Here is a 25,769-nt window from a genome sequence, read left to right as displayed (position 1 = left end):
ACTCCACCGGAACGCCGGATGCTGCTCGACACCGCTGCCCTGTACTTCCGTGCGTTCTACGGCGTGCCCGACACCGTGCGGGCGCCGAATGGGCAGCCTGTCAACGCCGTGCGCGGCCTGCTCGACATCATCACCCGGCTCGTCACCGAGTTCCCGCCCACCGAGATCGTGGCCTGCTGGGACGACGACTGGCGGCCGCAGTGGCGCGTCGACCTGATCCCGACCTACAAGACCCACCGGGTCGCCGCGGTCGTCGAGCCTCCCGCAGCGGATGCCCCCACCGCGATCGAGGACGTCCCCGACTTCCTCAGCCCGCAGGTTCCGATCATCCGCGAGCTGCTCGCCGCGCTCGGAATCCCGGTGATCGGCGCCCCGCGGCACGAAGCAGACGACGTGATCGGCACCCTCGCCTCCCACGCGGACATCCCCGTCGACGTCATCACCGGCGACCGCGACCTCTTCCAGCTCGTCGACGACTCCCGTGCCGTGCGGGTGATCTACACCGGCCGCGGCATGGCCAGGCTGGAGACCTTGACGTATGCCGCGCTGGTCGCGAAGACGGGGGTCACCCCGGCGCAGTACGCCGACTTCGCGACCCTCCGCGGCGACGCCTCCGATGGCCTCCCCGGTGTCGCCGGAATCGGCGAGAAGACCGCGGCCACGCTGCTCGCTGACTTCGGCGACCTCGACGGAATCGTCGCAGCGGCCGCCGATCCGGCCTCGGCCATGGCAGCGGGTGTGCGCGGCAAGATCCTCGCCGCCGCCGACTACCTCAGGGTCGCCCCGACCGTCGTCAACGTCGTGCGCGACCTGCAGTTCCCTGCATTCGAAGCCCGCATCCGCCCGAGCACCCCGGAGCAGGACGCCGAGCTCGACCGTCTCTCCGCCGAATGGGGCCTCACGACCGCGATGCAGCGAGTTCGCGCCGCCCTGCTTGCCCTCGCCTGATCCGTTGGCCTCGACGTTGGCCTCGACGTTCGCCACGGCGGCCGTTCGAATGCTGCGGTTCAGGTACCGAGGTTGACTCCGCGGAGGGACAGGAAGGGGACGGCGTCGACGGCGGTCCCGTCGATCCTGACCTCGAAGTGCAGGTGGCAGCCGGTCGAGGCGCCCGTGCTCCCGACCCCGGCGATCACCTGGCCGGCAACGACGCGCTCACCGACGCTGACCAGGGTCTCTCCGGGGGCGATGTGCGCGTAGCCGGTCGTGATGCCATTCCCGTGGTCGATCAGGATCCAGTTGCCGTAGGTGCCCAGTACGCCTGCGGCCTCGACGACTCCGTCGGTCGCCGCATAGATGGCCGCGTCGCACCCGGCGCCGATGTCCGTCCCCCGGTGGAAGTCACCGACCCCGGCAACCGGGTGCACGAGACGCGGGCCGAATGCATCGGTGATGCGCCCTGCGGCTGGTCTGGTCCAGCCCTGTTCGCTGAGACGCCCGGTGTCCGCGACGGGCGCAGTTGCCGGGAACGGCTGGACCTCGCCCGCCGCCGTGGCGGCCGGAGCTGACCGGGCAAGGTCGGCGAGGGCGGCGGATGCGGCGTTGACGTCTTCCTGCGCCGCCGTGACCGCCGTGCGGGCGGCGGAAACGGGGACGGCGGCGATGACGACCTGAGCGGCGGCATCCTGCTTCTCGAGCGCCTGCTCCCGTTCGACGTCCGCGGCGACGCGACTGCGCACGTCGTCGAGATTCGCGGTCAGCCTGGACAGGGTATCCAGTGTTCCGAGCTGAAACAGCAGGTCATGGTCGGCCCTGTCGTCGAGCAGCGCGTCGAGGGTGCTGTTGCCGGATTGTTGCATCAGGCCGCGAACGAGAGTTGCCAGCACCCGGCGGGACGCGTCGGCGGTGACTCCTGCGCGTTCCCTGAGCGCATGCACGAGGTCGGCCCGACTGACAGCGGCCTCGTAGTCGGCGTGGGCTGAGGCGTCGGCAAGCTTCGCCGCACCCAGCCTGGTTTCCGTAGCGCGCAGGCGGGACTGGGCGGCCGCGACGGCGGCGGCGCGGCGGGCGGAGGCTTGTTCCGTCAGGGCCCTCGCGGCGTCGGCGGCGCGGGCGGCAGCGGCTGCCTGTCGTGCGGCCGCCGTCAGGGAGCGTGCCAGCGGGCCGAAAGCCTGCTGGGGTTCCGGCGCGACCAGCACCGGGGCCGGCAGGGAGGCCGGCGGGGTAGGCGACAGTGTCGGTGTGGGTTCCGGGGTCGTCGTCGCCGTCGGCGTCGGAAGAGGAGCGGGCGTTGGTTCGGGGGTGGGCGTCGGCGTCGGAAGAGGAGCGGGCGTTGGTTCGGGGGTCGGCGTCGGTGCCGGCGTGGGAGACGGAGCGGGCGCGGGTTCCGGCGTCGCCGTCGGCGCGGGCTCTGGCGACGGTGCCAGTGTGGGCGTGGGTTCCGGTGTCGCCGTCGGTGTTGCCGTCGACGTCGTCGCGGGCGTTGGATCGGGCGAGGGCGTGGGTATCGGATCCGGCGTGAGTGCGGTCGTTGCAACCGGAACCGGCTGGTCCACGGGCTGCGCGGCGTCCGCCTGTGCCGACGTCGGCATCCCCGTGATCACGAGCACGACGATCGCGATCGTCGCGAGCGGATGCGCCAGTCGGGAGGCCGCGTGAGTGTCCGCACGGCGACTGATTCGACGGACACCTCGTGGCGCACTCATGAGCCTCCGCAATCCAGCTTCGGGTGATGGACGGGCAGATCGACCGGGTCGATGCCCGGCCATCGTGACACGGTCCGGCCCGGGCGACAAGCGCGGCACGGGGCTTTGCCACGCCGGTCTCCGGGGAGGATGGGCTCCCATCCTGACCACCGCACCCTGGGCGGACAAGCCTCACGCTGGGGGTGCTCGACCACCCAATTCAGGGGGCAGCGAGGCTCGCCCCCCAATTTTGGGGAGGCGAGCATCCCTCAGGTGCGGCTCGGTCGACAGGTCGCGTCCGGATGCCGGCGCTCCGTCTGGGGAGCAACCGCTACCGTGCAGAGATCCGGTTCCCGGTTGAGTGCGCCTGCGAGCAGCTCGGTGAACGTGGTGTGGTCGTCGGCGAGCGGGATGCGAATCATTGTTCCCCCGGGTCGGTCGCTGCCCTGTCGGGAACTGGACTACCTGCGTGATCAGGTGATCATCATGGCCTCACCTGGCCGGTTCGTCCATGAATCGCGATACCCCCGTTCGGGACGAACCGGGCGCCCGTCGAGCACTCAGGCCAGCGGCCCCGTGACGGATGCCGCGGCATCCGCGACCGCGCCCGTCGCGACGATCTGCACGACGGCTTCGATCTCGGGGGAGAGGAAGCGGTCGTGCCCCGGACCCTCGGCAACGGTGCGGACGAGGTCTCGCACGGCGCCGGTCGCGGCTCCCGGCTGCAGCGGCGCGCGCAGGTCGAGCGACCGGGCGGCAGTCATGATCTCGATCGCGAGCACCCGCTCGAGACCGTCGAGGGAGCGGCGGAGCTTGCGGGCGGCGGCCCACCCCATCGAGACGTGGTCCTCCTGCATCGCCGAGGACGGGATCGAGTCGACCGAGGCCGGCACGGCGAGGCGCTTGAGCTCAGAGACGATCCCGGCGGCGGTGTACTGCGCGATCATCAGGCCGGAGTCGACGCCGACCTCGTGCGCGAGGAACGGCGGCAGGCCCTTGTTGCGGTGCGCGTCGAGGTGCCGGTCGGTGCGGCGCTCGCTCATGCTCGCGACGTCCGCGGCGGCGATCGCGAGGAAGTCGAGCACGTAGCCGACCGGGGCGCCGTGGAAGTTGCCGTTGGACATCACCCGGCCGTCGAGGGTGACCACGGGGTTGTCGACGGCGCTCGCGAGCTCGCGCCCGGCGATCAGGGCGGCGTGGTCTGCGGTGTCGCGGGCGGCGCCGTGCACCTGCGGGGAGCAGCGCAGCGAGTAGGCGTCCTGGACGGTGGGGTCCTCCGGGCCGGCGTGGAAGGCGAGCAGGGGTGATCCGGCGAGGATCGCGCGGAGGTTGCCGGCGCTCGCGGCCTGGCCGAGCTGGGGTCGAAGCGCCTGCAGGTCGGTGGCGAAGGTCGCATCCGTGCCGAGCAGCGCCTCGACGCTCATCGCCGCGGCGATATCGGCGGTCGTGAGGAGTCGGCTCAAGTCGGTCAGGGCGAGGACGAGCATGCCGAGCATGCCGTCGGTGCCGTTGATCAGGGCGAGGCCTTCCTTCTCGGCGAGCACGACCGGGGTGATTCCGGCCGCGGCGAGGGCCTCCCCGCCGCCCATCAGCGTGCCGCTGGCGTCGCGCACCCGGCCCTCGCCCATCACCGCGAGGGCGCAGTGGGCGAGCGGGGCGAGGTCGCCTGAGCAACCGAGCGACCCGTATTCGTGCACGACCGGGGTGATGCCGGCGTTGAGCACGGCGGCATAGGCCTCGGCCGTCGCGGGGCGCACTCCGGTGCGTCCGGTCATCAGGGTCGAGAGCCGCAGCAGCATGAGCGCGCGCACGACCTCGCGTTCGACCTCCGGCCCGCTGCCAGCGGCGTGGGAGCGCACGAGACTCGCCTGGAGCTGGGCGCGGCGGTCGCTCGTGATGAACGTCGACGCGAGCGCGCCGAAGCCGGTGGAGATGCCGTAGTGCGGGTTCACGTCGCTCGCAAGGCCGTCGATGATGGCACGGGTTTCCGCAACGCCGACGAGCGCGGCCGGGTCGAGCACGATGCGCGCGTCGAGGCGGGCGACGGCGACGACGTCTGCGAACGAAACTGCGCCCGCTCCGACGGTGACCGTGACTGTGGCTGTGGCTGTGGCTGTGGCTGTGATGCGTGCGGCGGTGGATGCTGCGGCCGGGTGGATGCCCGCGGTGACGGATTCTTCGGTGTGGCTCATGTTTCGATTGCACACCCTGCGCGGCCGCCAGGGGCACGGATACACTCGAATCTGTCCGGTATACCGGACATCTGGCGCACGAGACCGGCAGGAAAGGGGCATCCGGATGGTGGTCACACCGAAGGTCCCTGCCGCCCGGAACACCCTGCGGCTGCTCTCCCACCTTGCGGCCCAGCGCGGTCCGGCCCGGGCGAGCGCGATCGCGACGGCCCTCGACCTGCCGCGGTCGACGGTGTACCAGCTGCTCGCCGTGCTCGTAGAGCAGGGTTTCGTCGTGCACCTCCCCGAGGAACGCCGTTACGGCCTCGGTGTCGCAGCCTTCGAGCTCAGCACCGGATTCTCCCGTCAGCAGCCGCTGTCCCACCTCGGCCGCCCCCTCGTCGCGCAGCTCGTCGACCGGCTCGGCGAGAGCGCGCACCTCGTCGTGCTGCACGGCCGGGACGTGGTCTACCTCGTCGAGGAGCGCGCCCCGCGGCGGCCCTCACTCGTAACGGATGTCGGCGTCCGCCTCCCGAGCCACCTCACGGCGAGTGGGCGCGCGCTCCTCGCCGCGCTGCCCGCGGCCCAGCTGCGTGCGCTGTATCCGGACAAGGCGGCCTTCGGACGTCGGCAGGGTGAGGGTCCGGGGCAGGGGCCGCGGAGCTCGTCCGAGTTGCGTGCGCTGCTGACGACGGTGCGAGCCGACGGCTTCGCCCGCGAGGACGGGGAGATCACGCCGGGGATGGCATCCGTCGCCGTCGCCGTGCGGGACCACACCGGCTGGCCCGCCGCCGGGATCGCCGTGACCTTCCCCCGCGAGCGGATCGCCGAGGAGAAGTGGCCCGCGCTCGCCGCAGAGCTCGCCGGCACCGCCGCGGAGCTCTCCCGCCGCATCCACGGGCGTCCGTGACATCCGCCTCAGTGCGTGAACAGGGCGATCAGCAGGGCAACGTAGACGACGACGAAGACGGCCGGTGTCACGAACCGCACCACGTTCACCCACGGTGCCGCCGACAGGATGCGCAGGGTCACGGCTGACGTGCTTCCCACGGTTCGCAGGTCGGCGATGACAGCGAGGGCCTCATTGGCGGCGTTGATCTGCACGAGAGCACCGAGGATGCCGGAGGCCAGGAGCACGCCGGCCGCCGCGACCCGCACGCTCGGTGCGGCTTCGGCCAGGCCCAGGGCCAGGAAACCCACCAGTGCCGTGAGCAGGAAGGTCGGGGCGACCTGGGACACGATGACGTGCCAGCGGGTCTTGATCCAGAGGTTGACGAGCTCGGATTCGGTCATGCGGGGCTCCACTCCGGTCGCCGCGGACGGGCGACCTGCATCCATTCTCGCGCGGCGCATGCACCCGCGGGCCCTCGGTCACTACCGGGAGCCCGCAGCGCAGCGGATGCCCGGCTCAGTACCAGCCGACGCTCACCGAATGCGCCCAGGCGCCGCAGGGCGTTCCGTAGACGGCGGCGATGTAGCCGAGGCCCCAGTCGACCTGGGTCGCGGCGTTCGTGCGCCAGTCGGATCCGGCCGACGCCATCTTGCTTCCCGGTAGCGATTGGGGGATGCCGTACGCCCCGGAGCTCGCGTTGTAGGCGTCGGCCCGCCAGCCGGACTCCTTGTTCCAGAGCGACACCAGGCAGGTGTACTCGTTGCCGCCCCAGCCGCGCGCGCTGACCGCGCCCGCCGCGTATGCCCGGGCCGCAGCCGGAGACGACACGGTTGCGGACGGGGGAGCCGTGGTCGAGCCCGCGCCTGAGGAGCCGGAACCGGAGGATCCGCTCGAGCCTGAGCCGCCCGACCCGCTCGCCGCCGCCGGTTGAGCGGCCGCCGCTGCCGCAGCGGCCTGGGCCGCCGCGCTCGCCGCAGCCGCCCGCGCGGCCTCTTCCTGTTGCTTCTGGTACGCCGCGGCCGCGGCGACGCCGGCCCGGTAGGAGCGCTCCGTCTCGGCCGTCGTGTTCTTCAGGCTCGCGAGCTGGGCGTCGAGCACGTCCGAGCGCGTCCGTTGCTCGGCGAGCTGCGCATCGGCGGCGCGCTGGGCCTCGGCCGCGGCCGTCGCACGATCCTTCGCCTCGACGGCGAGGCGATCGCGTTCCGTCGACGCCGCGGCGGCTTGCTCCTCGAGGCTCTGCACGAGGTTGCGTTGCGCGAGCGCCCGGTCGCGGATGCCGGAGGTCAGTTCGCTCAGCCGGGTCGAGGTGCTGAGGGCCGACAGCAGGTCGCTCGCCTGGCCGGGAACCAGGAGCAGGGTGGCGACGGCGTCGCTCGCCCCGGAGCGGTACAGCTGTGCACCCAGGAGCCCGAGCTGGACATCCGCTGTCCGGGCCTTCTCGGTCGCGGTCGCGAGCTGGCGCGCGAGGACCGCGGCGTGCGCGGCGGCCGCGCGTGATTCTGTGTCGGCGGTGGCGGATGCCGCGCTCGCGGTGATCGCAGCGTCACCGAGCGTCGCGGCCTGGGTTTCGAGCCCGGTCAGCAGGGTCCCGATCCGGGACACCTCCGCCTCGGTCGCCGCCGTGGAGGCGCGGGCCGCCTCGACGTCGGCCCAGCTCGGATAGTCGTCGGCCTGGGCGGGAATGGCGACGGTCACGGCTGCGCCGAGCAGGGCGATGACGGCCGCCATCACGCTCCATGCCCTCACTCGTGATCGCACCTGTCTCCGCCCGCCGTCTACCGAGTGTAGTTCGCGGCCCTTGGACTGTCCCGGCCGGATTCCCGGGCGGCGACATCGGGAGGCCAGGTCCGGGCATCCGCCGGAACGGCCCGCATCAGGTCGCGGTCCGGGCCAGCCGAGGGCGGAGGGCTGCGAGGATCCGGGTCAGGTCCAGCGAGATCGCGGTCGCGGCGCCCATCGCCGTCGCGGGAGTGGCGTCGTGCCGGTTGTCCAACTCGGCCGTCAGCTGCGCCACGGCGGTCTCGGCCGTCTCGAATGCGCCAGAGTCCGTGAGGACGGCCTCTCCGTCCAGGCCCGACTCCCACTCGGTCAGCACCGCGACGACCGCGAGCAGGGCCCGGCCGAGTGGCGGCCTGAGCTCTGGACGCAGTTCGAGCGCGATCGGCGCCCCCCAGACCGCCCCGGCGAGCACATCGGTGAGGTCGCGGACGTGGAACGTCACGGTCTCGAGCGCGGCCAGGTCGTCCCGATCCCTGGCCAGGTCGCGCCGGTGGATGCGGGCCCGAGGGTTTCCCTTGCGGCTGTCTTCCGCGTGGAACAGGGCTTCGCGCACGTCGCGCGCGAGCGTGACGAGTTCCTCCCCGTGGCTCGCCCAGTCGTCGCGCTCGGGCGGCCAGTTCTCGGTGAGCGCCTCGGCCAGGTCGGAGAGGTGGCCGGCGAGCCTGCCGCGGTAGTGCGACAGCTGGCGGCCGACGGCGTCGAGTGTCAGAGGTGGCAGGATCAGGAGGTTCACGGCGAGTCCGATCACGATGCCCAGGGAAAGCTGCTCGAGGTAACCGATCGAGTACCCGTCCGCATTCGGTCCCCCGATGATGAGCACGAACAGGGCCGTGACGGGGATGTACTCCCGGTTCGCGCCGAACACGCCGGTCGCGGCGACGAGCGCGCCCACGCCAACGGCCAGCGATATGGTCAGCACATTCGGTCCGCTCACGAGCAGCACCGTACCCGCGAGCACGATCGCGACGAAGAGGCCGCCGAGGGTCTGCAGTGCGTTCCGAACGGAACTCATCAGCGTCGGGTACATGCTGACGAGCGCTCCGAGCGGCGCGTAATACGGGTACTCGTTGGCGGCCCCCGGCAGGTATCCGGCGACCGTCCACGCGATGGCCACGGCGAGGGCCGCCTTCGCCGCGGCCAGCAGCCGAGCTGCGGTCAGCTGCGATCCCACCCACCGGGGCGCGTGTCGCACGGTCTGCCGTACGCCCGATCGCGTCATCTGCGTCCCTTCCTGTCACGACACGGTACCTCCCGAACCGGTTCTTCTGCCGGGAGGTTCGACCGAACCCGGGGTGCCCCGAAACTGGTCCGTGACTTTTGGGGAACTATCCGGTAACGTTGACAGGTCGGCTCTTGACACCGTGTGCATTTGTATGCGCGGATGGGTTTGTAAGTCAGGATGGGCCGGTTTCCCAGTAATCCGCTGGTGAAAAATCACTGTATGTGAACGGCCCCGGCCATAGACTGCCCGGGTTCTCAGGTTGCGACGCATGTGCGTCGTTGTTCTGCCATGTACCCAATACAACCCAGGAATTTTCTATGCCTACGAGCAACAATCCGGCTGTCAGCCGATCCAACAAGAACTTCGACCCGAAGTACGCCGCCAAGGGCGGACCCTCCCGCGGAGGATCCAACAACGGCAGCAAGAGCCCGGGCCACCGCGGCTACCAGGCTGATGCGGGCGCCCCCAAGAAGGCCCGCTGGAACGCCGGCGAACGCGCCGACCGCGCCGCAGGACGCCCCACCAACGACCGCCCGGCATACGGTGACCGTCCGGCCCGCAGCAATGACCGTCCCGCCTATGGCGACCGGCCCGCCCGCGGCAACGACCGCCCGTCGTACAACAACGACCGCCCGTCGTACAACGGCGCCTCGCGCACCGACCGCCCGACGCACAGCAACAGCGAGCGTCCCACGTACAACGCCCGCTCTGAGCGTCCGTCGTACAACAGCGACCGTCCCCGCACCGACCGTCCGTCGTACAACAACGACCGCCCGTCCTACGGCGACCGCGCCCCGCGCACCGACCGCCCGGCGTACAACAAGGACCGTCCCTCCTACGGCGACCGTCCGGCCCGTACGGATCGTCCGGCGTACAACAGCGACCGTCCCCGCACGGACCGCCCGGCCTACAACAACGACCGCCCGTCCTACGGTGACCGTCCGGCCCGTACGGATCGTCCGGCGTACAACAACGACCGTCCCCGGACCGACCGGCCGGCCTACAACAACGACCGCCCGTCCTACGGCGACCGTGCCGCCCGCACCGAGCGTCCCTCCTACGGTGACCGTCCGGCCCGCACCGAGCGTCCCTCCTACGGTGACCGTCCCGAGCGTTCGCACTCCGACCGCCCGTCCTACGGCGACCGTCCGGCCCGCACCGAGCGTCCCTCCTACGGCGATCGCCCCGACCGTGCGGCTCGCTCCGAGCGTTCCGACCGCCCGTCCTATGGCGACCGTCCGGAGCGTTCGCACTCCGACCGCAGCAACCGTTCTGCGCATGACGACGGCGGCCACTCCAGCAACTTCTACCCGAGCCGCGACACCAAGGCGCACTTCGCCGCAGGTGATGACGTCGTCCTCGAGCGCCTCGAAGCCATCGCGACGACGGCTGCCGAAGTTGTCGGCGTGACCTTCGGCGACCTGGGCCTGGGCGAGAACATCGTCCGCGAGCTCGGCGCCCTCGGTGCCGCCAGCCCGTTCCCGATCCAGGCCGCGACCATCCCGGACGTGCTCGCCGGGCGCGACGTGCTCGGCCGTGGCAAGACCGGCTCCGGCAAGACGATCGCCTTCGGCGCTCCCCTCGTGGAGAAGCTGATGGAGAACAACGGCGCCAAGGACCGCAAGATGGCCCGCAAGCCCCGCGCGCTCATCCTGGCCCCGACTCGCGAGCTCGCGCTGCAGATCGACCGCACCGTGCAGCCCATCGCCCGCAGCGTCGGCCTCTTTACCACCCAGATCTACGGCGGCGTTCCGCAGTACCGCCAGGTCAGCGCCCTCCAGCGCGGCGTGGACATCATCATCGGCACCGCCGGCCGCATCGAGGACCTCATCGAACAGGGTCGCCTCGACCTCAGCGAGGTCGTCGTCACCGTCCTCGACGAAGCCGACTACATGTGCGACCTGGGCTTCCTCGAGCCCGTCCAGCGGATCCTGCGCCAGACCAAGAAGGGCGGCCAGAAGCTGCTCTTCTCGGCGACCCTCGACAAGGGCGTCGCCTCGCTCGTCAAGGAGTTCCTGACGAACCCGGCCGTCCACGAGGTCGCCGGTGAAGACCAGGCCTCCTCCACGATCGACCACAAGGTCCTCGTCATCGAGCACCGCGACAAGAGCGCCATCATCGGCCAGCTCGTCGACCGCCAGGGCAAGACGCTCATCTTCTCCCGCACCCGTGCGTACGCCGAGCAGCTCGCCGAGCAGCTCGAAGATGCCGGCGTGAAGGCGACGAGCCTGCACGGCGACCTGAACCAGGCCCGCCGTACCCGCAACCTGCAGATGCTGACCAGCGGTCGCGTCAACGTGCTGGTGGCAACGGATGTCGCGGCCCGCGGCATCCACGTGGACGACATCGACCTGGTCATCCAGGCCGACGCCCCCGACGAGTACAAGACCTACCTGCACCGCTCCGGTCGCACCGGCCGTGCAGGCAAGTCCGGCACCGTCGTCACGCTGATCCCGAAGCAGCGTCGTCGCCGCATGGACGAGCTCCTCGAGCGCGCCGACATCGAAGCCAGCTTCATGAACGCCGCCCCCGGCGACGCAGCCGTCCGCGAGCTCGCCGGCCTGTAACACCCGCACCACCCGCACCAGGCGCAGGGCACTCACCATCCGGTGAGTGCCCTGCGCCCGTTAACCCCGCCCCCGTACCCCGCGAGAGCGCGCTCTCGCGAGACGGTTCGAGGCGAGGGTGAGCGATGCCGCGGGTCAGGCGAGTGCGAGCATCGCGGCCGCCGCGAGCGCGAGACCGAGGCCGACCCACTGCACCGGCGCGATCCGCTCCCTGAGCACGACCGCTGCGAGCAGGATCGTCCCGGCCGGGTACATCGCGGTCAGCACGCTGATCACGCTGAGGTCGCCGATCCGGATCCCGATGAGCAGCAGGAAGTTCGCGGCGACGTCGACGAGACCACAGACCGCGGCGAGCGTCAGGCCGATCGTGAGGGTGGACCGGGAGCGCCGACCGGTGCGGGCGGGAACCGGGGCCGTGTCTGCCGCGCGAGCAGCGGCATCCGTCGCCCCGAAACCGGCGGCGGCAACGCCCGTACCGCCGGACCCCGCGAGCACCCGCCGCCGACGCGCGGAGACGACGGCGAGCACGCCCACGATCGAGAACATGATCGCGGCGTTGACCGCCCGGTTGAGCACGAGCGGCACGAGTCCGCTGTCGTCGGGAGTCAGGTCGATCAGGATCAGGAACACGCCGATCATGATGCCTGACCCGATCGCCATCAGCACCCCGAGCGTCGTCGGCCGCACCGCGCCCTTCTCTGGCACGAAACCCACGAGCACGACCGCGACGAGCGCGAGACCGAGGGCGGCGTATCCGACCGGCGCGAGCCGCTCGCCGCCGACGAGGCCGGCGGTCATCGGCACGATCGCCGAGACCACGGCGGTCAGGGGCGAGAGGATGCTCATCGGACCGATCGCGAGGCACGCATACAGCAGGGAGATCGCGATCGCGCCGGTCACCCCGGAGAGCGAGCCCCAGAGCACGGCGTCCGGCGACCAGACACCTCCCACGAACGGCAGGGCGACGAGCAGGACCAGCAGACCGGAGCTCGCGGCGACCGCGGTCACGAGCACCGAACTGAGGCGCTTGGCCGCGAGGCCGCCGAGAAAGTCGGCGCTCCCGTAGATGAGGGCGCCGGCGAGTCCGACCAGGGCGGTGAGCATAGGCATCCAGCCTATGCGAGTCGCGCAGCCAGTCCCGGCGCACCCACCGGGCACACGCCGGCGATTCCGGCACAGGTATGGTGGGAGCGACACGGCCGGAGGAGGACCAATGACCGCACGCTGGACACGGTTCGCCCGCGGCTGGGCGATCGCCGGTTTCGCGACCTTCGTCGCGGCGCTCTCGCACACCCTCGGCGGCGGCGCAGCCCCCGGCCTGCTCCCCGTCGTCATCTCCCTCGCGTTCGCCGGCATCGTCTGCATCGGCCTCGCCGGCCGGGCCCCCTCCCTCTGGCGCACCGCGGCGGCCGTGCTCACGAGCCAGCTGATCTTCCACGGCCTGTTCTCCCTCGGCGCGTCCGGTGGTTCCCAGCGAACGGATGCCCCGGCCGGCACCCTGCCCGCCCACAGTCACCCGGCGGGCTCCGCCCTGCTCTCGGTGCAGTCGGGAGCGATGACCGCGCCCGGCGTGTCCGGCGTGTCCGGCGTCTCCGGCCTGCCCGGCGCCCACGGAGCCCTGCCGATGGCCGGCATGACCGGCATGTCCGCGGCCCCCCTCGACGCGGCCCTGATGTCGCTCGCGCACCTGCTGGCGGCCGTCGTGACGATCGTCGCCCTCCGCCATGGCGAACGTGCGTTCGGCATTCTCGTCGCGGCGGCGCGACTCGTCGTCCGCAGGGTCCTGGTCGCCAGCAGCCTGCCGGTCCGCGCTCGCACGGCGCGCCGAGCCCCGGCGCCGGCGCTCGTCTTCCTGCCCCGAGACCTCGGGGTACTCCTGTCTGTGATGCGGCACCGCGGCCCGCCGGTGACCCTGCGTTTCGCCTAGACCAGACCGTTTTGCTTTTCGCTCCGAACCAGGGGCAGTCGCGTGCGCTGCGGCCCGATGCCCCGGTTGTTCGGTGCCGCCAACTATCTAAGGAACCACAGTGACGTTCACGACCACCGCACTCGCGGCATCCGCCCTGCTCGCCGGCGGCATTCTCGCCCTCGCCGCGCCGCTCTCCGCAAGCGCCCACATCGACATCGACCCGTCCTCGGCCGCGGCCGGCTCATACTCCGTGCTGAGCTTCTCGCTCCCGCACGGCTGCGCCGGATCACCCACGACCTCCATCAGCATCGCCATCCCGGAGAGCGTCGTCAGTGTCACGCCGACGGTCAACCCGAACTGGACGGTCGAGAAGACCTCGACCCCGCTCGCGACCCCGCTGACGGACGAGGACGGCACCTCGATCACCGACAGGATCGGCGGCGTCGTCTACACCGCGATCACTCCGATGGCCGACGGCCTGCGCACGACATTCGACCTCAGCCTGCAGATCCCCACGGATGCGGCGGGCACGACCCTCGAGTTCCCCGTCGTGCAGACCTGTGTCGCCGGTTCGACGAACTGGGACGCGCACACCGTCGAGGGTGAGGCCGAACCGGAGCACCCGGCGCCGTCGATCGCGGTCACCGCGGCCGTCGCCTCCGATGAGCACGCCGCCGCCCACACCGACACCACCACCGAAGCGAGCTCCGAATCGGCGGATGCCGCGGCATCCGCCCCCGACGTGCTCGCCCGGGTGCTCGGAGTCGGCGGCCTCGTCGTCGGCGTCGTGGGCCTCGTGCTCGCGATCACCGCCCGTCGCAAGCACTCGGCTTAGGAGAGAACCATGCGAAGCAACCACGTCCGCGACCGGTCCCTGCGCGCGCTCGGTGTCGCGGCCGTGGTTGCCGCGTCGCTGGGGTTCTCCGCCGCCCCGGCGTCCGCGCACAACTATCCGGTCGGGTACGCGCCCGCGGAGAACTCGGTCGTGACCGAGCAGCCCGGCAACTTCACCGTCACCACCAACGACGCCCTGCTGAACCTCGACGGCACTGGAACCGGCAACGCCATGCGGATCAGCGGTCCGACCTCCGCACCTCTCTACTACGGCGACGGATGCATCACCCTGTTCGGCGCGAAGCTCGAGACCACGGCCCAGCTCGGCCAGCCGGGGGAGTACACGGTGACCTGGCAGGTCGTCTCGACGGACGGGCACCCCGTCTCGGGCAGCTACACGTTCACCTGGCAGCCCGCCGCCGGCCAGGTGCTCGCGACCGGCCTCGCCGCCGCCCCGACCTGCGGCGCCACCACCGCACCGGATGCCCCGGGTGCCGTCGCCGAGGCATCCGCCGGCACCCCTGCAACCCCTGGCGCCGCGCAAAGCGCGGTCGCCCCCACCGACCTGCTCTGGATCGCCGGCGCCGCGTTGGCCGTGCTCATCGCGGTGGCCGCAACCCTTTTCCTCACCCGCCGCCGCCCCACCCCCTAACCCGCCCCACCCCGGCTCGCGAAAGCGGGTGAAACGTCGGTTTGATCCCGTCATAACGACGATTCACCCGCTTTCGCGGAGAGGGATAGCGCCGTCGGTCGCCGGTAGACTCGCGGGGTGAGTTGGACTGCCGAAGTGCCCCGTGAACCGGACGAGTGGGTGCCCGACGACCGCGACGCGCCGGAGGACTACGACGCCCCGCCGCCCCCCGACTACGGAGCGGGCGACGGCCAGGGAAACAGCCCCGGCTACGGCTCCCGAGTCGCCCCGGGCGCCGGAGCCGGCGGATCCGGACCCGTCCGCACGTCGTTGGCGACGGCATCCGCCCCGCCCCGCCGCGCCACCGCGAAGTTCGCGACGGCGGCCGATGCTCTGCGCACGGTGTTCGGCTACGACTCGTTCCGCGGCGAGCAGGCCGCCATCATCGACCAGGTCATCGGCGGCGGCGATGCCGTCGTGCTGATGCCCACCGGCGGCGGCAAGAGTCTCTGCTACCAGATCCCGTCCCTCGTGCGCGAGGGCACCGGCATCGTCATCTCCCCGCTGATCGCCCTCATGCAAGACCAGGTCGACGCCCTCACTTCGGTCGGTGTCCGCGCCGCGTTCCTTAACTCGAGCCAGGACTCTGCCGAACGCTCCCGCGTCGAACGCGACTACCTCGCCGGCGACCTCGACCTGCTCTACGTCGCCCCCGAACGGCTCTCCTCCGAGGCCACCAAGCGTTTCCTCGAACGCGGCACGATCGCGCTCTTCGCGATCGACGAGGCCCACTGTGTCTCGCAGTGGGGCCACGACTTCCGCCCCGACTATCTCGCACTGTCCGAACTCGCCGGCCGCTGGCCCGACGTGCCGCGCATCGCGCTCACGGCCACGGCGACGGATGCGACGCACCAGGAACTCACGCAACGCCTGCAACTCGAGGGCGCGCGTCACTTCGTCGCCAGCTTCGACCGTCCGAACATCCAGTACCGGATCGTCGCGAAGGCCGAACCGCGCAAGCAGCTGCTCTCGTTCATCAAGACGGAGCACCCGCACGACGCCGGCATCGTCTACGCGCTCAGCCGCAAGAGCGTCGAGGCAACCGCCGAATTCCTCCGCGCCAACGGCCTCAACGCTCTGCCGTACCACGCCGGCCTCGACCAGGCGGTGCGCGCCCGCAACCAGTCCCGGTTCCTCCGCGAGGAGGGCGTGATCATCGTCGCGACCATCGCGTTCGGCATGGGCATCGACAAGCCCGACGTGCGCTTCGTCGCCCACATCGACCTGCCCAAGTCCGTCGAGGGCTACTACCAGGAGACGGGCCGTGCCGGCCGCGACGGCCTGCCCTCGACCGGCTGGCTCGCTTACGGCCTGCAGGACGTCGTGCAGCAGCGCCGCATGATCGACGAGTCGCCCGGCGACCTCGCCCACCGCCGCAAGCTCTCCGCGCACCTCGACGCCATGCTCGCCCTCTGCGAGACGGTGCACTGCCGCAGGGTCAACCTGCTGCGCTACTTCGGCCAGGCGAGCGAGCCGTGCGGCAACTGCGACACGTGCCTCGAACCGCCTGTCGGCTGGGACGGCACCGTGCCGGCCCAGAAACTGCTCTCCACCATCGTGCGCCTGCTGCGCGAGCGCAACCAGCGTTTCGGCGCCGGCCAGATCGTCGACATCCTGCGCGGCAAGACCACCCCGCGCACGACCCAGCACCACCACGAACAGCTCGCGACCTGGGGCATCGGCGCCGACCTCTCCGACCAGCAGTGGCGCGGCGTCGTCCGCCAGCTGCTCGCCCAGGGCATCCTCGCCACCTCCGGCGAATACGGCACACTCGTGCTCACCCCGATTGCCACCGAGGTTCTCGCCGGCCATCGCACCGTCGAGCTTCGCAGCGAACCCGAGCGTGCGGCACGGTCCACCTCCTCCGCCCGCACCGGCGCCGCGAAGGCCGCGGCCGCCGACCTCACCCCGCAGCAGGACGCGTCGTTCCAGGCGCTCCGGGCCTGGCGCTCGAGCGTGTCCAAGGAGCAGGGCGTGCCCGCGTACATCGTCTTCGGCGACGCGACCCTGATCGCGATCGCGGTCGCGAACCCCGGCGGTATCGGCGACCTCGACGGCATCTCCGGCGTCGGCGCCAAGAAGCTCGAGGCCTACGGGGCAGGAGTGCTCGAGGTCGTCGCCGCGGCGGGCGCTTAGGACTACTCGTTTTTGTGCTTAAGGGCACTCGTTCGAGTGCGGGCCCTGTGGAAAGCTACAAGACGGATGCCGGGCGCGGCACCCGCCTTTGTAGCCTCGTCATGCACTATTTCCGGCCCTCGCCGAGCCGCCCTAGTGTGTAGAAAAATTCTGCCTACAAAATCTTCCGTGTAGGAAGCTTCCGTGCAGGAAACTTCGAGTTCGAGCGAGAACAAAGGACCAACGATGGTTGACACTGCCCAGCGCTCCGCACCCTCCGCACCGGCGACGCCCTCCCCGGTCGCCCCCAAGCCCACCGGCGCCTTCACCCCCATTCCCGCGATCAACGTCCCGGCGCTCAGCCGCCAGCTGCTCGGCAGCTGGCCGGAGATCCGGATCGAGGCCCGCAAGCTCACCGCACGCCCAGAGCTCCAGGGCATCTCCGGCCTGTCGATGGCCGAGCACCGGCTGCGTGTGCTCGAGCAGTTGAGGCTGCTCGCCGTCCAAGGCCACGTGCACCGTGCCTTCCCGGTGCACCTGGGCGGCGAAGACAACCACGGCGGCAACATCGCCGGGTTCGAAGAGCTCGTCACCGCCGACCCGAGCCTGCAGATCAAAGCCGGCGTGCAGTGGGGCCTCTTCGGCTCCGCCGTGATGCACCTCGGCACCCGCAAGCACCACGACGCATACCTGCCCGGCATCATGAGCCTCGCCACGCCGGGAGTCTTCGCGATGACCGAGACCGGCCACGGCTCCGACGTCGCGAGCATCTCCACCACGGCGACCTACGACGCCGAGACCCAGGAATTCGTCGTGCACACCCCGTTCCGCGCGGCCTGGAAGGACTACCTCGGCAACGCCGCGAACGACGGCATCGCGGCCGTGCTCTTCGCCCAGCTCATCACGGGCGGCGTGAACCACGGCGTGCACGCCTTCTGGATGCCCCTCCGCGACGAGACCGGCGCGTTCCTGCCCGGCGTCAGCGGCGAGGACGACGGCCTCAAGGGCGGCCTCAACGGCATCGACAACGGCCGGCTCGCCTTCGACAACGTCCGCATTCCCCGCGAGAACCTGCTCAACCGCTACGGCGATGTCGCAGAAGACGGCACGTACTCGAGCGCTATTTCCAGCCCCGGCCGCCGGTTTTTCACGATGCTCGGAACCCTCGTGCAGGGCCGGGTGTCCCTCGACGGGGCCGCGACCCAGGCATCCGCCATGGCCCTCACCATCGCTGTCACCTACGGTAGCCAGCGCCGCCAGTTCACGGCCGGTGGAGAGGCCGAACAGGTCATCCTCGACTACCAGCGCCACCAGCGCCGGCTGCTTCCGCGCATCGCGACGACTTACGCGCAGACCTTCGCCCACGACGAGTTCCTGGTCGCGTTCGACAAGGTCTTCAGCGGCATCGCAGACACGGATGCCGACCGCCAGGACCTGGAAACCCTCGCCGCAGCCCTCAAGCCGCTGTCGACCTGGGCAGCACTGGACACCATCCAGGAGGCCAGGGAGGCCTGCGGCGGCGCCGGCTTCCTTGCCGAGAACCGCCTCGTCGGCCTCCGCGCCGACCTCGACGTCTACGCGACGTTCGAGGGCGACAACACCGTCCTGCTCCAGCTCGTCGCCAAGCGGCTCCTCACCGACTTCAGCCGCAAGTTCGCCGACGCCGGCAGCGGGGTCCTCGCCCGCTACGTTGTGCAGCAGGCCACCGACCGTGCCCTGCACAACACCGGCCTCCGCACCCTCGGCCAAGCCGTCGCAGACTTCGGTTCGACGGCGCGTTCGGTGGGCCAGCTCCGCGAGACGAACGTGCAGCGGGAGCTGCTCACCGACCGGGTCGAGACCATGATCCGTGACATCGCCGGCAAGCTCCGCCCGGCGAGCAAGCTCTCGGCGCGGCAGCCAGCCGACCTGTTCAACGCGCACCAGGACGAACTCATCGAGGCGGCCCGCGCGCACGGCGAACTTCTGCAGTGGGAGGCATTCACCCGCGCCGTCGAGCACACGACCGATGCCGGAAACAAGCAGGTCCTGACCTGGCTGCGCGACCTGTTCGGGCTCGGGCTCGTCGAGAAGCACCTCGCCTGGTACCTGATCAACGGACGCCTGTCCGCCCAACGCGCCCAGTCGGTCACGGCGTACATCGACCGGATCATCGCCCGCCTGCGCCCCTTCGCCCAGGACCTCGTGGACTCGTTCGGGTACAGCCCCGAGCACCTGCGCGCGAAGATCGCCTCCGGAGCGGAGCAGGAACGCCAGGACGAGGCCCGCGACTACTACACCGCGCTGCGCGCCTCCGGCAACGCCCCGTCAGACGAGAAGGCCCCGCGCAAGAAGTAGCGGCCTGCCGAAACGGGCGCGGCGGCAGATGCGGGGCCGGTCCCGCTCGCACCCGCGCCGGTTTCGGCAGCCCGCGCCGGCGGTTTCGGGTGCGACTTGCGCAAACCGGCGCGGCGGCGGATGCTGCGGCGCCCGCGAGCGGGACGCATCCGTCGTACCGGGGTACTACGCGCCGCGGCCGGTAAGCATCCGTTCGACCGATGCGCCCCGAGAGGCGCCCTGCGTATCGTGAATGCGGGGCCGGCGTTCACCTTGCCTGGCCCCGCCAACGATGCGAATGAGGAGACGGATGATTCAGGCACAGTCCCTGACCAAACGCTACGGAAGCAAGGTCGCGGTCGACGCGATCGACTTCACCATCCAGCCCGGAACCGTGACCGGCCTGCTTGGCCCGAACGGCGCAGGCAAGACCACGACGATGCGGATGATCGTCGGCCTCGACCGGCCGGACTCCGGCTCGGTCCTCGTCAACGGCCAGCGCTATCAGGACCTCCGCGCCCCGCTCCGCGAGGTCGGCGTGCTGCTCGACGCGAAGGCGATCCACACGGGCCGTTCGGCGCGCAACCACCTGCTCGCGATGGCCGCGACCCACAGCATCCCGAAGAGCCGCGTCGACGACGTGATCGAGCTCACCGGACTCACCTCCGTCGCCCGCAAGCGCGTCGGCGGCTACTCCCTCGGCATGGGACAGCGCCTCGGCATCGCCGCGGCGCTCCTCGGCGACCCGGGCATCCTGATCCTCGATGAACCCGTCAACGGGCTCGACCCCGAGGGCGTGCAGTGGGTGCGCAAGCTGATGCGGCACCTCGCCGGTGAAGGCCGCACCGTGCTGCTCTCCTCACACCTGATGAGCGAGATGGCGCTCACCGCCGACCACATCATCATGCTCGGCCGAGGCCGGGTCATCGCCGACGCCCCCGTCGCCGAGATCATCGGCCAGGCCGGCGGAGCGACCGTCCGCGTGCGCAGCCCGCATGCGACCCGACTCGCCACCCTGCTCGCGCAGGCCGAGGTCACCGTCGTGAACCTCGAACAGGACGTGCTCCAGATCACCGGTATCACGGCCGCCGAGATCGGCGACCAGGCCGCAGCCGCCGGCATCGTGCTGCACGAACTCACGAGCCTCACCGCCTCCCTCGAGGACGCGTACATGTCCCTCACCCGGGACGAGGTCGAGTTCCGCACCGGCGGCACCGGCGACGACGAATTCGACGATGACGATTCCGACACGACAGACGCCGCAGCGGATGCCGCCGCGAACGACGATCCGGACCCGCGCGAGACCGAACTGCAGGAGGCATCACGATGAGCACCCCCACGATCCTGGTTGCCGGTACCCCGGAAGCCCTCGCCGACATCGGCGCGGAATTCGTGCCCGCGACGACACCGGCCGGTCCGCACCTCAGCGCGCTCGGCATCATCCGCTCGGAGTGGATCAAGCTCATCACCGTGCGCTCGACGATCTGGTGCTTCGCGGTGTTGCTCGTCGTGTCGATGGGGCTCGCAGCGATCATGTCACTTGCGCTCGACCTCACCGGGACCGACATCACGACGGTTCCGGGCACCGACCAGGCCCGGTTCGTGGCGCAGGCCTCGACCTTCGGTGTGTTCTTCGGCCAGCTCATCGTCGCCGTGCTCGGCGCGCTCGCCGTGACCGGCGAGTTCACGACGGGCATGATCCGCTCGACGCTGACCGCGGTGCCGAAGCGCCTGCCGGCACTGTGGGCCAAGGCCCTCGTGCTGTTCGTTGCGACCTTCGTCACCGGCCTCGTCAGCAGCATCGCGGCCTACGTCGTCACGGTCTCGATCGTCTCCGGCCAGGGCCTGCACGCGAGTCTCTTCGCCCCGGAGGTCATCCTCCCCGTGCTCGGCGGTTCGCTGTACCTCGGCCTCGTCGCGGTCTTCGCACTCGGCATCGGCGCGATCGTGCGGAGCGGGGCCGGCAGCATCGCCGTCGCGCTCGGCGTGATCCTGCTGCTCCCGGTCGTCCTCCAGATGATCCCGGCCACGTGGGCGACCGACGTGCTCCCGTACCTGATCTCGTCAGCGGGTATCAGCATGTTCGGCCTGATGCAGTTCGCCAAGGTACCACTCGACTGGTCGGTCGACCTGGTCATCGTCCTCGTCTGGGTCGTCGTGAGCCTCGGCACCGCCGCGGTGCTGCTGAAGCGCCGCGACGCGTAACCGGGCGGCAATGAACAGGACAGAGCAGGCAGGGTCGGTTGCCGGCCCCAACCGGTGACCGGCATCCGCCCAGTTCGCAGCAAGTAGAGTCCCAAGCATGACCTCCACCAGTCCCAGCCCCGCCGCGACCCCCCTCGCGGACGGGGCTGGCCTGCGTTTGCCGACGCCTCCGGGAGTCACCCGTCGGTTCTGGGCGCGGCACCCCTGGTTCGTCGATTCCCTCGTCGCGGCCGTCTACCTGGTCCCGACCGCGATCGTGCTCCTGGTCGACGCGACCCGCCCGGGCGGCGGACCCGCTCCGGTGGCCATCGTCTCGGCGCTACTCCTCACCGCACTGATATTCGGAGCGTTGCTCTTCCGCAGGCACGCCCCGCTGCTCGCCCTCGCCATCTCCTCCGCGGCGCTGCTCCCGTCGTTCCCGAACCACGGCCAGGGCGACACCCTGCCCGTGATGATCGCCCTCTATGCGGTCGCCGTGTACCGCAACGTGAGCAGCGCCTGGATCGGCCTCGCGGCCGCGGTCGGCATCTCCACCCTCGGCGCCTATTTCGGCTCGGGCAACCCCTTCATCTCCTGGGTCAGCGTCGCCTCGCAGGACGCGGTCCTGCTCATTGTGGCGACCGTGATCGGCGTGAGCGTGGGCGATCGGATGCGCTACGTCGCCTCGCTCGTCAGCCTCGCCGCCCAGCTCGCCCACGACCGCGACCGGCAGGCCCAGCTCGCCCGCAGCTCCGAACGCGCCCGGATCGCCCGCGAACTGCACGACATCGTCGCCCACAGCCTCTCGGTCATGGTCGCGCTCGCCGACGGCGCGGACGCCCTCGCGGTCCGCGACCCCGAACGCTCCCGCGCCGCGATGCGTGAGGTCGCCTCCACCGGCCGCGGCTCGATGGCCGAAATGCGCAGGCTCCTCGGCGTGCTCGGCGACGACGACGAGACGGCGGATGCCGCGGCATCCGCCCCCGGACTGGCCGCGCCAGGGCCAGTGGCCGGTACCACGACGGCCGCGGCAACGACCACCGCGACCGCCGCCCCGCTCGCCCCGCAGCCCGGCGCCGACCAGCTCGTCGACCTCGTGGACTCCTTCCGCTCAGCGGGGCTCCCGGCCCGGCTCGAGCTGAGCGGGCGCGTGCCCGGCAGCCCCGGCGTGCAGCTCACGATCTACCGGGTCGTGCAGGAATCCCTGACCAATGCCCTGCGCTACGCGTCGCACCCGAGCGTCGTCTCGGTGAGGCTCTCCTCGTCGCCCGGCCGGGTCGAGGTCGTCATCGACGACGACGGCCACGCCCGTGCACCGCAGCCGAGCGTGGGCGGCCGGCGCGGCATCATCGGCCTTGGCGAGCGCGTCGCGCTCTACGGCGGCACCCTCGAGGCCGGCCCGATCCGCGGCGGCGGCTGGAGGGTGCGCGCGACGATGAGTCTCGAAGAGGGGCAGGCCTCCGCATGACCGGTCCAGACTCGGTCGCCGCCGCCGCCGCCGCCGCCGCCGCCGCCGCCGCGCAGTCACCGACGCGGATCATGCTCGTCGACGACCAGGCCCTGCTGCGGATGGGGTTCCGGATGGTGCTCGAGGCCGAGGATGACTTCACCGTCGTCGCCGAGGCAGGCGACGGCGCCGCGGCCGTGCGGCTTGCCGCGAGCATGCTGCCCGACGTCATCCTGATGGACGTGCGGATGCCCGGCGTCGACGGGATCGAGGCGACCCGGCTGATCACCGCGGCGCACCCCGGGATCCGGATCATCATCCTCACGACGTTCGACCTCGACGAGTACGCGTTCGGCGGCCTCAAGGCCGGCGCCCGCGGCTTCCTGCTCAAGGACGCCCAACCGAGCGAACTGACCGCCGCGATCCGGGCGGTCGCCTCGGGGGAGGCATCCGTGTCGCCCCGGGTCACCCGTCGGATGCTCGAGTTGTTCGGGTCCAGGCTCCCCGCCGAGGGGACGGACGGCTCCGAGACCGGCGAGGACCCCGAAGCGGATGCTGCGCGCATCGACGTGCTGACCGACCGGGAACGGGAGGTCTTCTTCGCCATCGCCGAGGGCCTCTCCAACACCGAGCTCGCCGAGCGGTTCTTCCTCTCCGAGTCGACGGTGAAGACCCACGTCGGCCGGATCCTGCAGAAATTGGGCCTCCGCGACCGGGTGCACATCGTCATCCTCGCCTACGAGCAGGGCCTGGCCCGCCCCTGAACGCCGTAGGCTCGGGAGATGCGCACCTTCTACCCCGAACTGGAACCCTACGAAACCGGGATGCTCGAGGTCGGTGACGGCCAGTCCATCTACTGGGAGGCATGCGGTAACCCGGACGGCAAGCCGGCGGTCTACCTGCACGGCGGTCCCGGCGGCGGATCGAGCCCCCAGCAGCGTCGAGTGTTCGACCCGGCGAAGTACCGCATCATCCTCTTCGACCAGCGCGGCTGCGGGAAGAGCACCCCGCACGCGAGCGCAGCGGATGCCGACCTCAGCACGAACACGACATGGCACCTGGTCGCCGATATCGAACGCCTGCGCGAGCACCTCGGCATCGACCGCTGGCAGGTCTGCGGCGGATCCTGGGGCAGTTCCCTCGGCCTCGCCTACGCCGAAACCCACCCGGAACGGGTGACCGAGCTCATCCTGCGCGGCATCTTCACCCTGCGGCCCGTCGAGCTCGACTGGTTCTACGAGGGCGGTGCCGCGGCGATCTACCCGGACCTGTGGGAGGGTTTCCTCGCGCCGGTCCCCGTCGACGAACGCGGCAAGCTCATCGAGGCCTACGGCCGGCTGTTGCACGACCCCGACCGTTACGTGCGGGAGCGCGCCGGCGTGGCCTGGTCGACGTGGGAATCGTCGACGATCACGCTGCTGCAGCAGCCCGCGACGATCGCCCGGTTCACCGAGCCCGACTTCGCGGTCGCGTTCGCGCGCATCGAGAACCACTACTTCCGTAACCTCGGCTGGTTCGAGCCCGGGCAGCTGATCCGTGACGCCGGCCGGCTGAGCGAGATCCCCGGCGTCATCGTGCAGGGCCGCTACGACATGTGCACTCCGGCGTTCACCGCCTGGGAACTGCACAAGAACTGGCCGGAAGCCGACTTCCGCATGATCCCCGACGCCGGGCACTCCTTCGAGGAACCCGGCAACCTCGACGCGATCATCGAGGCGACCGACCGCTTCGCCGCCTGAACCGCGCGGGGTGGCTCACTCGAGCGTGAGCTGCCCGTCGTGCTGCCGGTAGCGCTCACCCGTGACGGGGCAAATCCAGAGGCCGTCGCCGACGTGCTCGAGGGTCGCGCCGCTGCGGCCGACCCAGCCCACCCGCTCGGCGGGGACCCCGACCATGAGCGCGAAGTCGGGCACATTCGCGGTCACGATCGCGCCGGCGGCCACCATCGCCCAGCGCCCGATCGTCAGGGGGGCGAGGCACACGGCGTGTGCCCCGACAGAGGCCCCTGTCCGCACCGTCACGCCCAGCGTTGACCGCTCACTGACCGGCCTGGCCGAGCCGTCGGCATTGATCGCACGGGGGTGCGGGTCGTTCGTGAACACGGCCGCCGCCCCGACGAAGACCCCGTCCTCGAGCAACGCGGGTTCGTAGACGACCGCGTATTCCTGCACGATGCAGTTGCGGCCCACCACAACGCCGGGTCCGACGTACGCGCCGCGACCGAGAATGCTGCCCGGCCCGATCCGGGCGTACTCGCGCACCCGCACCAGGTCGGCGATATGTGCGCCCGCGCCGATGACCGCGCTCGGGTCGACTTCAGCGGGGGCGGTGACGTTCATCGCGCGCCCGTCGTCACTGCGGTGGCGCCCGGTGCAGTGGTGCCCGGTGCGCCGGGACGCGAAGCGCGTGCGCTGGTCGTGCCGCGCGGGCGCATGGCCGCGTGTGGGGTGGTGGATCGGGGTCGACGGGGTAGTCGATGCGATGAGGTCGAATTCACGGCAGTCCCTGTGCTCGGGTGTACAGGAGGAAGCGGACGGTACGAGGAACGGATGCGTCGTGGCCGCCGTTCCCGGCGGTCACGAACGGAACGTACCCCGCAACTGCCGCGACACGCTAGTACCCCTCAGGGGGACATACGATATTCGCGAGCTTCACCGAGTAAATGGGGACGAGGTGGACCGTGACCTTCCTCGTGTCTACGCCCGCGGTATCCAGCAGTGCCTTGAGGGTCGCCGTGTCGGGCACAGGGAGCGGGCCTTCGAGGCGGATGTAGACGTCGGCGTCCCGCGTGCTCACGGTGTCGACCTCCCAGCCGACCGACTGCGCCCGGGTCTCCGCGACCCGGTAGCCGCCCAGCTCGACGATGGCGCGCGTACTGATTCCGACGAGGAAGCCGACAAGGTACCCGACCGCGGTCGCGCGCCTGCGACGACCAGGAGCAGCGATCGGAGCAGGTTCGCCCTGTCCCCTATCACGGTCGCCGTGGAGTCGCTCGATGGTGTCGCCTGGGCGCATCAC

23 protein-coding genes are annotated in these 25,769 nt (G+C 70.9%); 14 read left to right on the top strand and 9 right to left on the bottom strand.

All coding sequences use genetic code 11. The features are described 5' to 3' along the window. The first annotated feature begins 18 nt into the window (after positions 1-18). Entirely contained in the window at positions 19-948 is a 930-nt protein-coding gene (locus RCH22_RS15255) for a 5'-3' exonuclease (protein ID WP_327015539.1), read from the top strand. Positions 949-1,007: 59 nt separating this feature from the next. Here RCH22_RS15255 and RCH22_RS15250 read toward each other — a convergent pair whose 3' ends face one another. Next, complete coding sequence (locus RCH22_RS15250; RefSeq protein ID WP_327014555.1) at positions 1,008-2,138, bottom strand: M23 family metallopeptidase; 1,131 nt, start codon at positions 2,136-2,138, stop codon at positions 1,008-1,010. Between the two features lie 43 nt (positions 2,139-2,181). Between RCH22_RS15250 and RCH22_RS15245 the strand changes: the two genes are divergently transcribed. Beyond that, complete coding sequence (locus RCH22_RS15245; RefSeq protein ID WP_327014554.1) at positions 2,182-2,598, top strand: hypothetical protein; 417 nt, start codon at positions 2,182-2,184, stop codon at positions 2,596-2,598. Positions 2,599-2,893: 295 nt separating this feature from the next. On the opposite strand, the gene RCH22_RS15240 is transcribed toward RCH22_RS15245, so the two are convergent. Both RCH22_RS15240 and hutH read right to left on the bottom strand, forming a co-directional pair. Continuing rightward, positions 2,894-3,046: a hypothetical protein gene (locus RCH22_RS15240; RefSeq protein WP_327014553.1), complete on the bottom strand. Its 153-nt coding sequence runs from the start codon at positions 3,044-3,046 to the stop codon at positions 2,894-2,896. A gap of 138 nt (positions 3,047-3,184) precedes the next feature. After that, positions 3,185-4,816 (bottom strand): histidine ammonia-lyase, encoded by a 1,632-nt coding sequence (gene hutH, locus RCH22_RS15235; RefSeq protein ID WP_327014552.1) that lies wholly within the window; start codon positions 4,814-4,816, stop codon positions 3,185-3,187. 106 nt (positions 4,817-4,922) lie between these two features. On the opposite strand from hutH, the gene RCH22_RS15230 reads away from it, so the two are divergent. Beyond that, positions 4,923-5,705 carry an IclR family transcriptional regulator gene (locus RCH22_RS15230; RefSeq protein ID WP_327014551.1) on the top strand — a complete coding sequence of 261 codons (783 nt, stop codon included), beginning with the start codon at positions 4,923-4,925 and terminating at the stop codon, positions 5,703-5,705. An 8-nt stretch (positions 5,706-5,713) separates the two neighbouring features. On the opposite strand, the gene RCH22_RS15225 is transcribed toward RCH22_RS15230, so the two are convergent. The 3 genes from RCH22_RS15225 to RCH22_RS15215 all read right to left on the bottom strand — a co-directional run bounded on the left by RCH22_RS15225 (position 5,714) and on the right by RCH22_RS15215 (position 8,685). After that, on the bottom strand, positions 5,714-6,088 hold the full coding sequence (locus tag RCH22_RS15225; RefSeq protein ID WP_327014550.1) for a hypothetical protein: 375 nt from the start codon (positions 6,086-6,088) through the stop codon (positions 5,714-5,716). 115 nt (positions 6,089-6,203) lie between these two features. Continuing rightward, entirely contained in the window at positions 6,204-7,415 is a 1,212-nt protein-coding gene (locus RCH22_RS15220) for a hypothetical protein (RefSeq protein ID WP_327014549.1), read from the bottom strand. Positions 7,416-7,560: 145 nt separating this feature from the next. Beyond that, a complete protein-coding gene (locus tag RCH22_RS15215) occupies positions 7,561-8,685 on the bottom strand; it encodes an FUSC family protein (RefSeq protein WP_327014548.1) in 1,125 nt (374 codons plus the stop codon). A gap of 320 nt (positions 8,686-9,005) precedes the next feature. Here RCH22_RS15215 and RCH22_RS15210 point away from each other — a divergent pair, with 320 nt between their 5' ends. After that, complete coding sequence (locus tag RCH22_RS15210; RefSeq protein ID WP_327014547.1) at positions 9,006-11,255, top strand: DEAD/DEAH box helicase; 2,250 nt, start codon at positions 9,006-9,008, stop codon at positions 11,253-11,255. 135 nt (positions 11,256-11,390) lie between these two features. Here the strand turns inward: RCH22_RS15210 and RCH22_RS15205 are convergent, their stop codons facing one another. Continuing rightward, positions 11,391-12,365 carry an EamA family transporter gene (locus tag RCH22_RS15205; RefSeq protein WP_327014546.1) on the bottom strand — a complete coding sequence of 325 codons (975 nt, stop codon included), beginning with the start codon at positions 12,363-12,365 and terminating at the stop codon, positions 11,391-11,393. Positions 12,366-12,468: 103 nt separating this feature from the next. Here RCH22_RS15205 and RCH22_RS15200 point away from each other — a divergent pair, with 103 nt between their 5' ends. The 10 genes from RCH22_RS15200 (at position 12,469) to pip (ending at position 24,490) form a co-directional block, all read left to right on the top strand. Then, positions 12,469-13,182 (top strand): hypothetical protein, encoded by a 714-nt coding sequence (locus RCH22_RS15200; protein ID WP_327014545.1) that lies wholly within the window; start codon positions 12,469-12,471, stop codon positions 13,180-13,182. Positions 13,183-13,282: 100 nt separating this feature from the next. Beyond that, positions 13,283-13,999: a YcnI family protein gene (locus RCH22_RS15195; protein ID WP_327014544.1), complete on the top strand. Its 717-nt coding sequence runs from the start codon at positions 13,283-13,285 to the stop codon at positions 13,997-13,999. 9 nt (positions 14,000-14,008) lie between these two features. Beyond that, positions 14,009-14,650: a copper resistance CopC family protein gene (locus RCH22_RS15190; protein WP_327014543.1), complete on the top strand. Its 642-nt coding sequence runs from the start codon at positions 14,009-14,011 to the stop codon at positions 14,648-14,650. A 372-nt stretch (positions 14,651-15,022) separates the two neighbouring features. Beyond that, positions 15,023-16,825, top strand: coding sequence for a DNA helicase RecQ (recQ, locus tag RCH22_RS15185; protein ID WP_327015538.1), 1,803 nt, complete (start codon positions 15,023-15,025; stop codon positions 16,823-16,825). Positions 16,826-17,050: 225 nt separating this feature from the next. Next, complete coding sequence (locus RCH22_RS15180) at positions 17,051-19,141, top strand: acyl-CoA dehydrogenase (protein ID WP_327014542.1); 2,091 nt, start codon at positions 17,051-17,053, stop codon at positions 19,139-19,141. A 289-nt stretch (positions 19,142-19,430) separates the two neighbouring features. Beyond that, positions 19,431-20,450, top strand: a complete 1,020-nt coding sequence (locus RCH22_RS15175; RefSeq protein ID WP_327014541.1) for an ATP-binding cassette domain-containing protein — start codon at positions 19,431-19,433, stop codon at positions 20,448-20,450. Further along, the gene (locus RCH22_RS15170) at positions 20,447-21,325 is read left to right on the top strand and encodes an ABC transporter permease subunit (protein ID WP_327014540.1); all 879 of its coding nucleotides are present in this window, start codon (positions 20,447-20,449) and stop codon (positions 21,323-21,325) included. Before RCH22_RS15175 ends, RCH22_RS15170 begins: the two co-directional genes overlap by 4 nt. A 97-nt stretch (positions 21,326-21,422) precedes the next feature. Then, the gene (locus RCH22_RS15165) at positions 21,423-22,772 is read left to right on the top strand and encodes a histidine kinase (protein ID WP_327014539.1); all 1,350 of its coding nucleotides are present in this window, start codon (positions 21,423-21,425) and stop codon (positions 22,770-22,772) included. Continuing rightward, a complete protein-coding gene (locus tag RCH22_RS15160; RefSeq protein WP_327014538.1) occupies positions 22,769-23,515 on the top strand; it encodes a response regulator transcription factor in 747 nt (248 codons plus the stop codon). Before RCH22_RS15165 ends, RCH22_RS15160 begins: the two co-directional genes overlap by 4 nt. 18 nt (positions 23,516-23,533) lie before the next feature. Continuing rightward, a complete protein-coding gene (pip, locus tag RCH22_RS15155; protein WP_327014537.1) occupies positions 23,534-24,490 on the top strand; it encodes a prolyl aminopeptidase in 957 nt (318 codons plus the stop codon). 15 nt (positions 24,491-24,505) lie between these two features. Here the strand turns inward: pip and RCH22_RS15150 are convergent, their stop codons facing one another. Beyond that, positions 24,506-25,090: an acyltransferase gene (locus tag RCH22_RS15150; RefSeq protein WP_327014536.1), complete on the bottom strand. Its 585-nt coding sequence runs from the start codon at positions 25,088-25,090 to the stop codon at positions 24,506-24,508. A 274-nt stretch (positions 25,091-25,364) separates the two neighbouring features. Continuing rightward, complete coding sequence (locus RCH22_RS15145; RefSeq protein WP_327014535.1) at positions 25,365-25,769, bottom strand: hypothetical protein; 405 nt, start codon at positions 25,767-25,769, stop codon at positions 25,365-25,367.

Source organism: Cryobacterium sp. GrIS_2_6 (assembly GCF_035984545.1).
Taxonomy (GTDB): Bacteria; Actinomycetota; Actinomycetes; order Actinomycetales; family Microbacteriaceae; genus Cryobacterium.
Note: the sequence above shows the minus strand (reverse complement) of the source record. Positions and strands in the feature narration are given on the sequence as shown.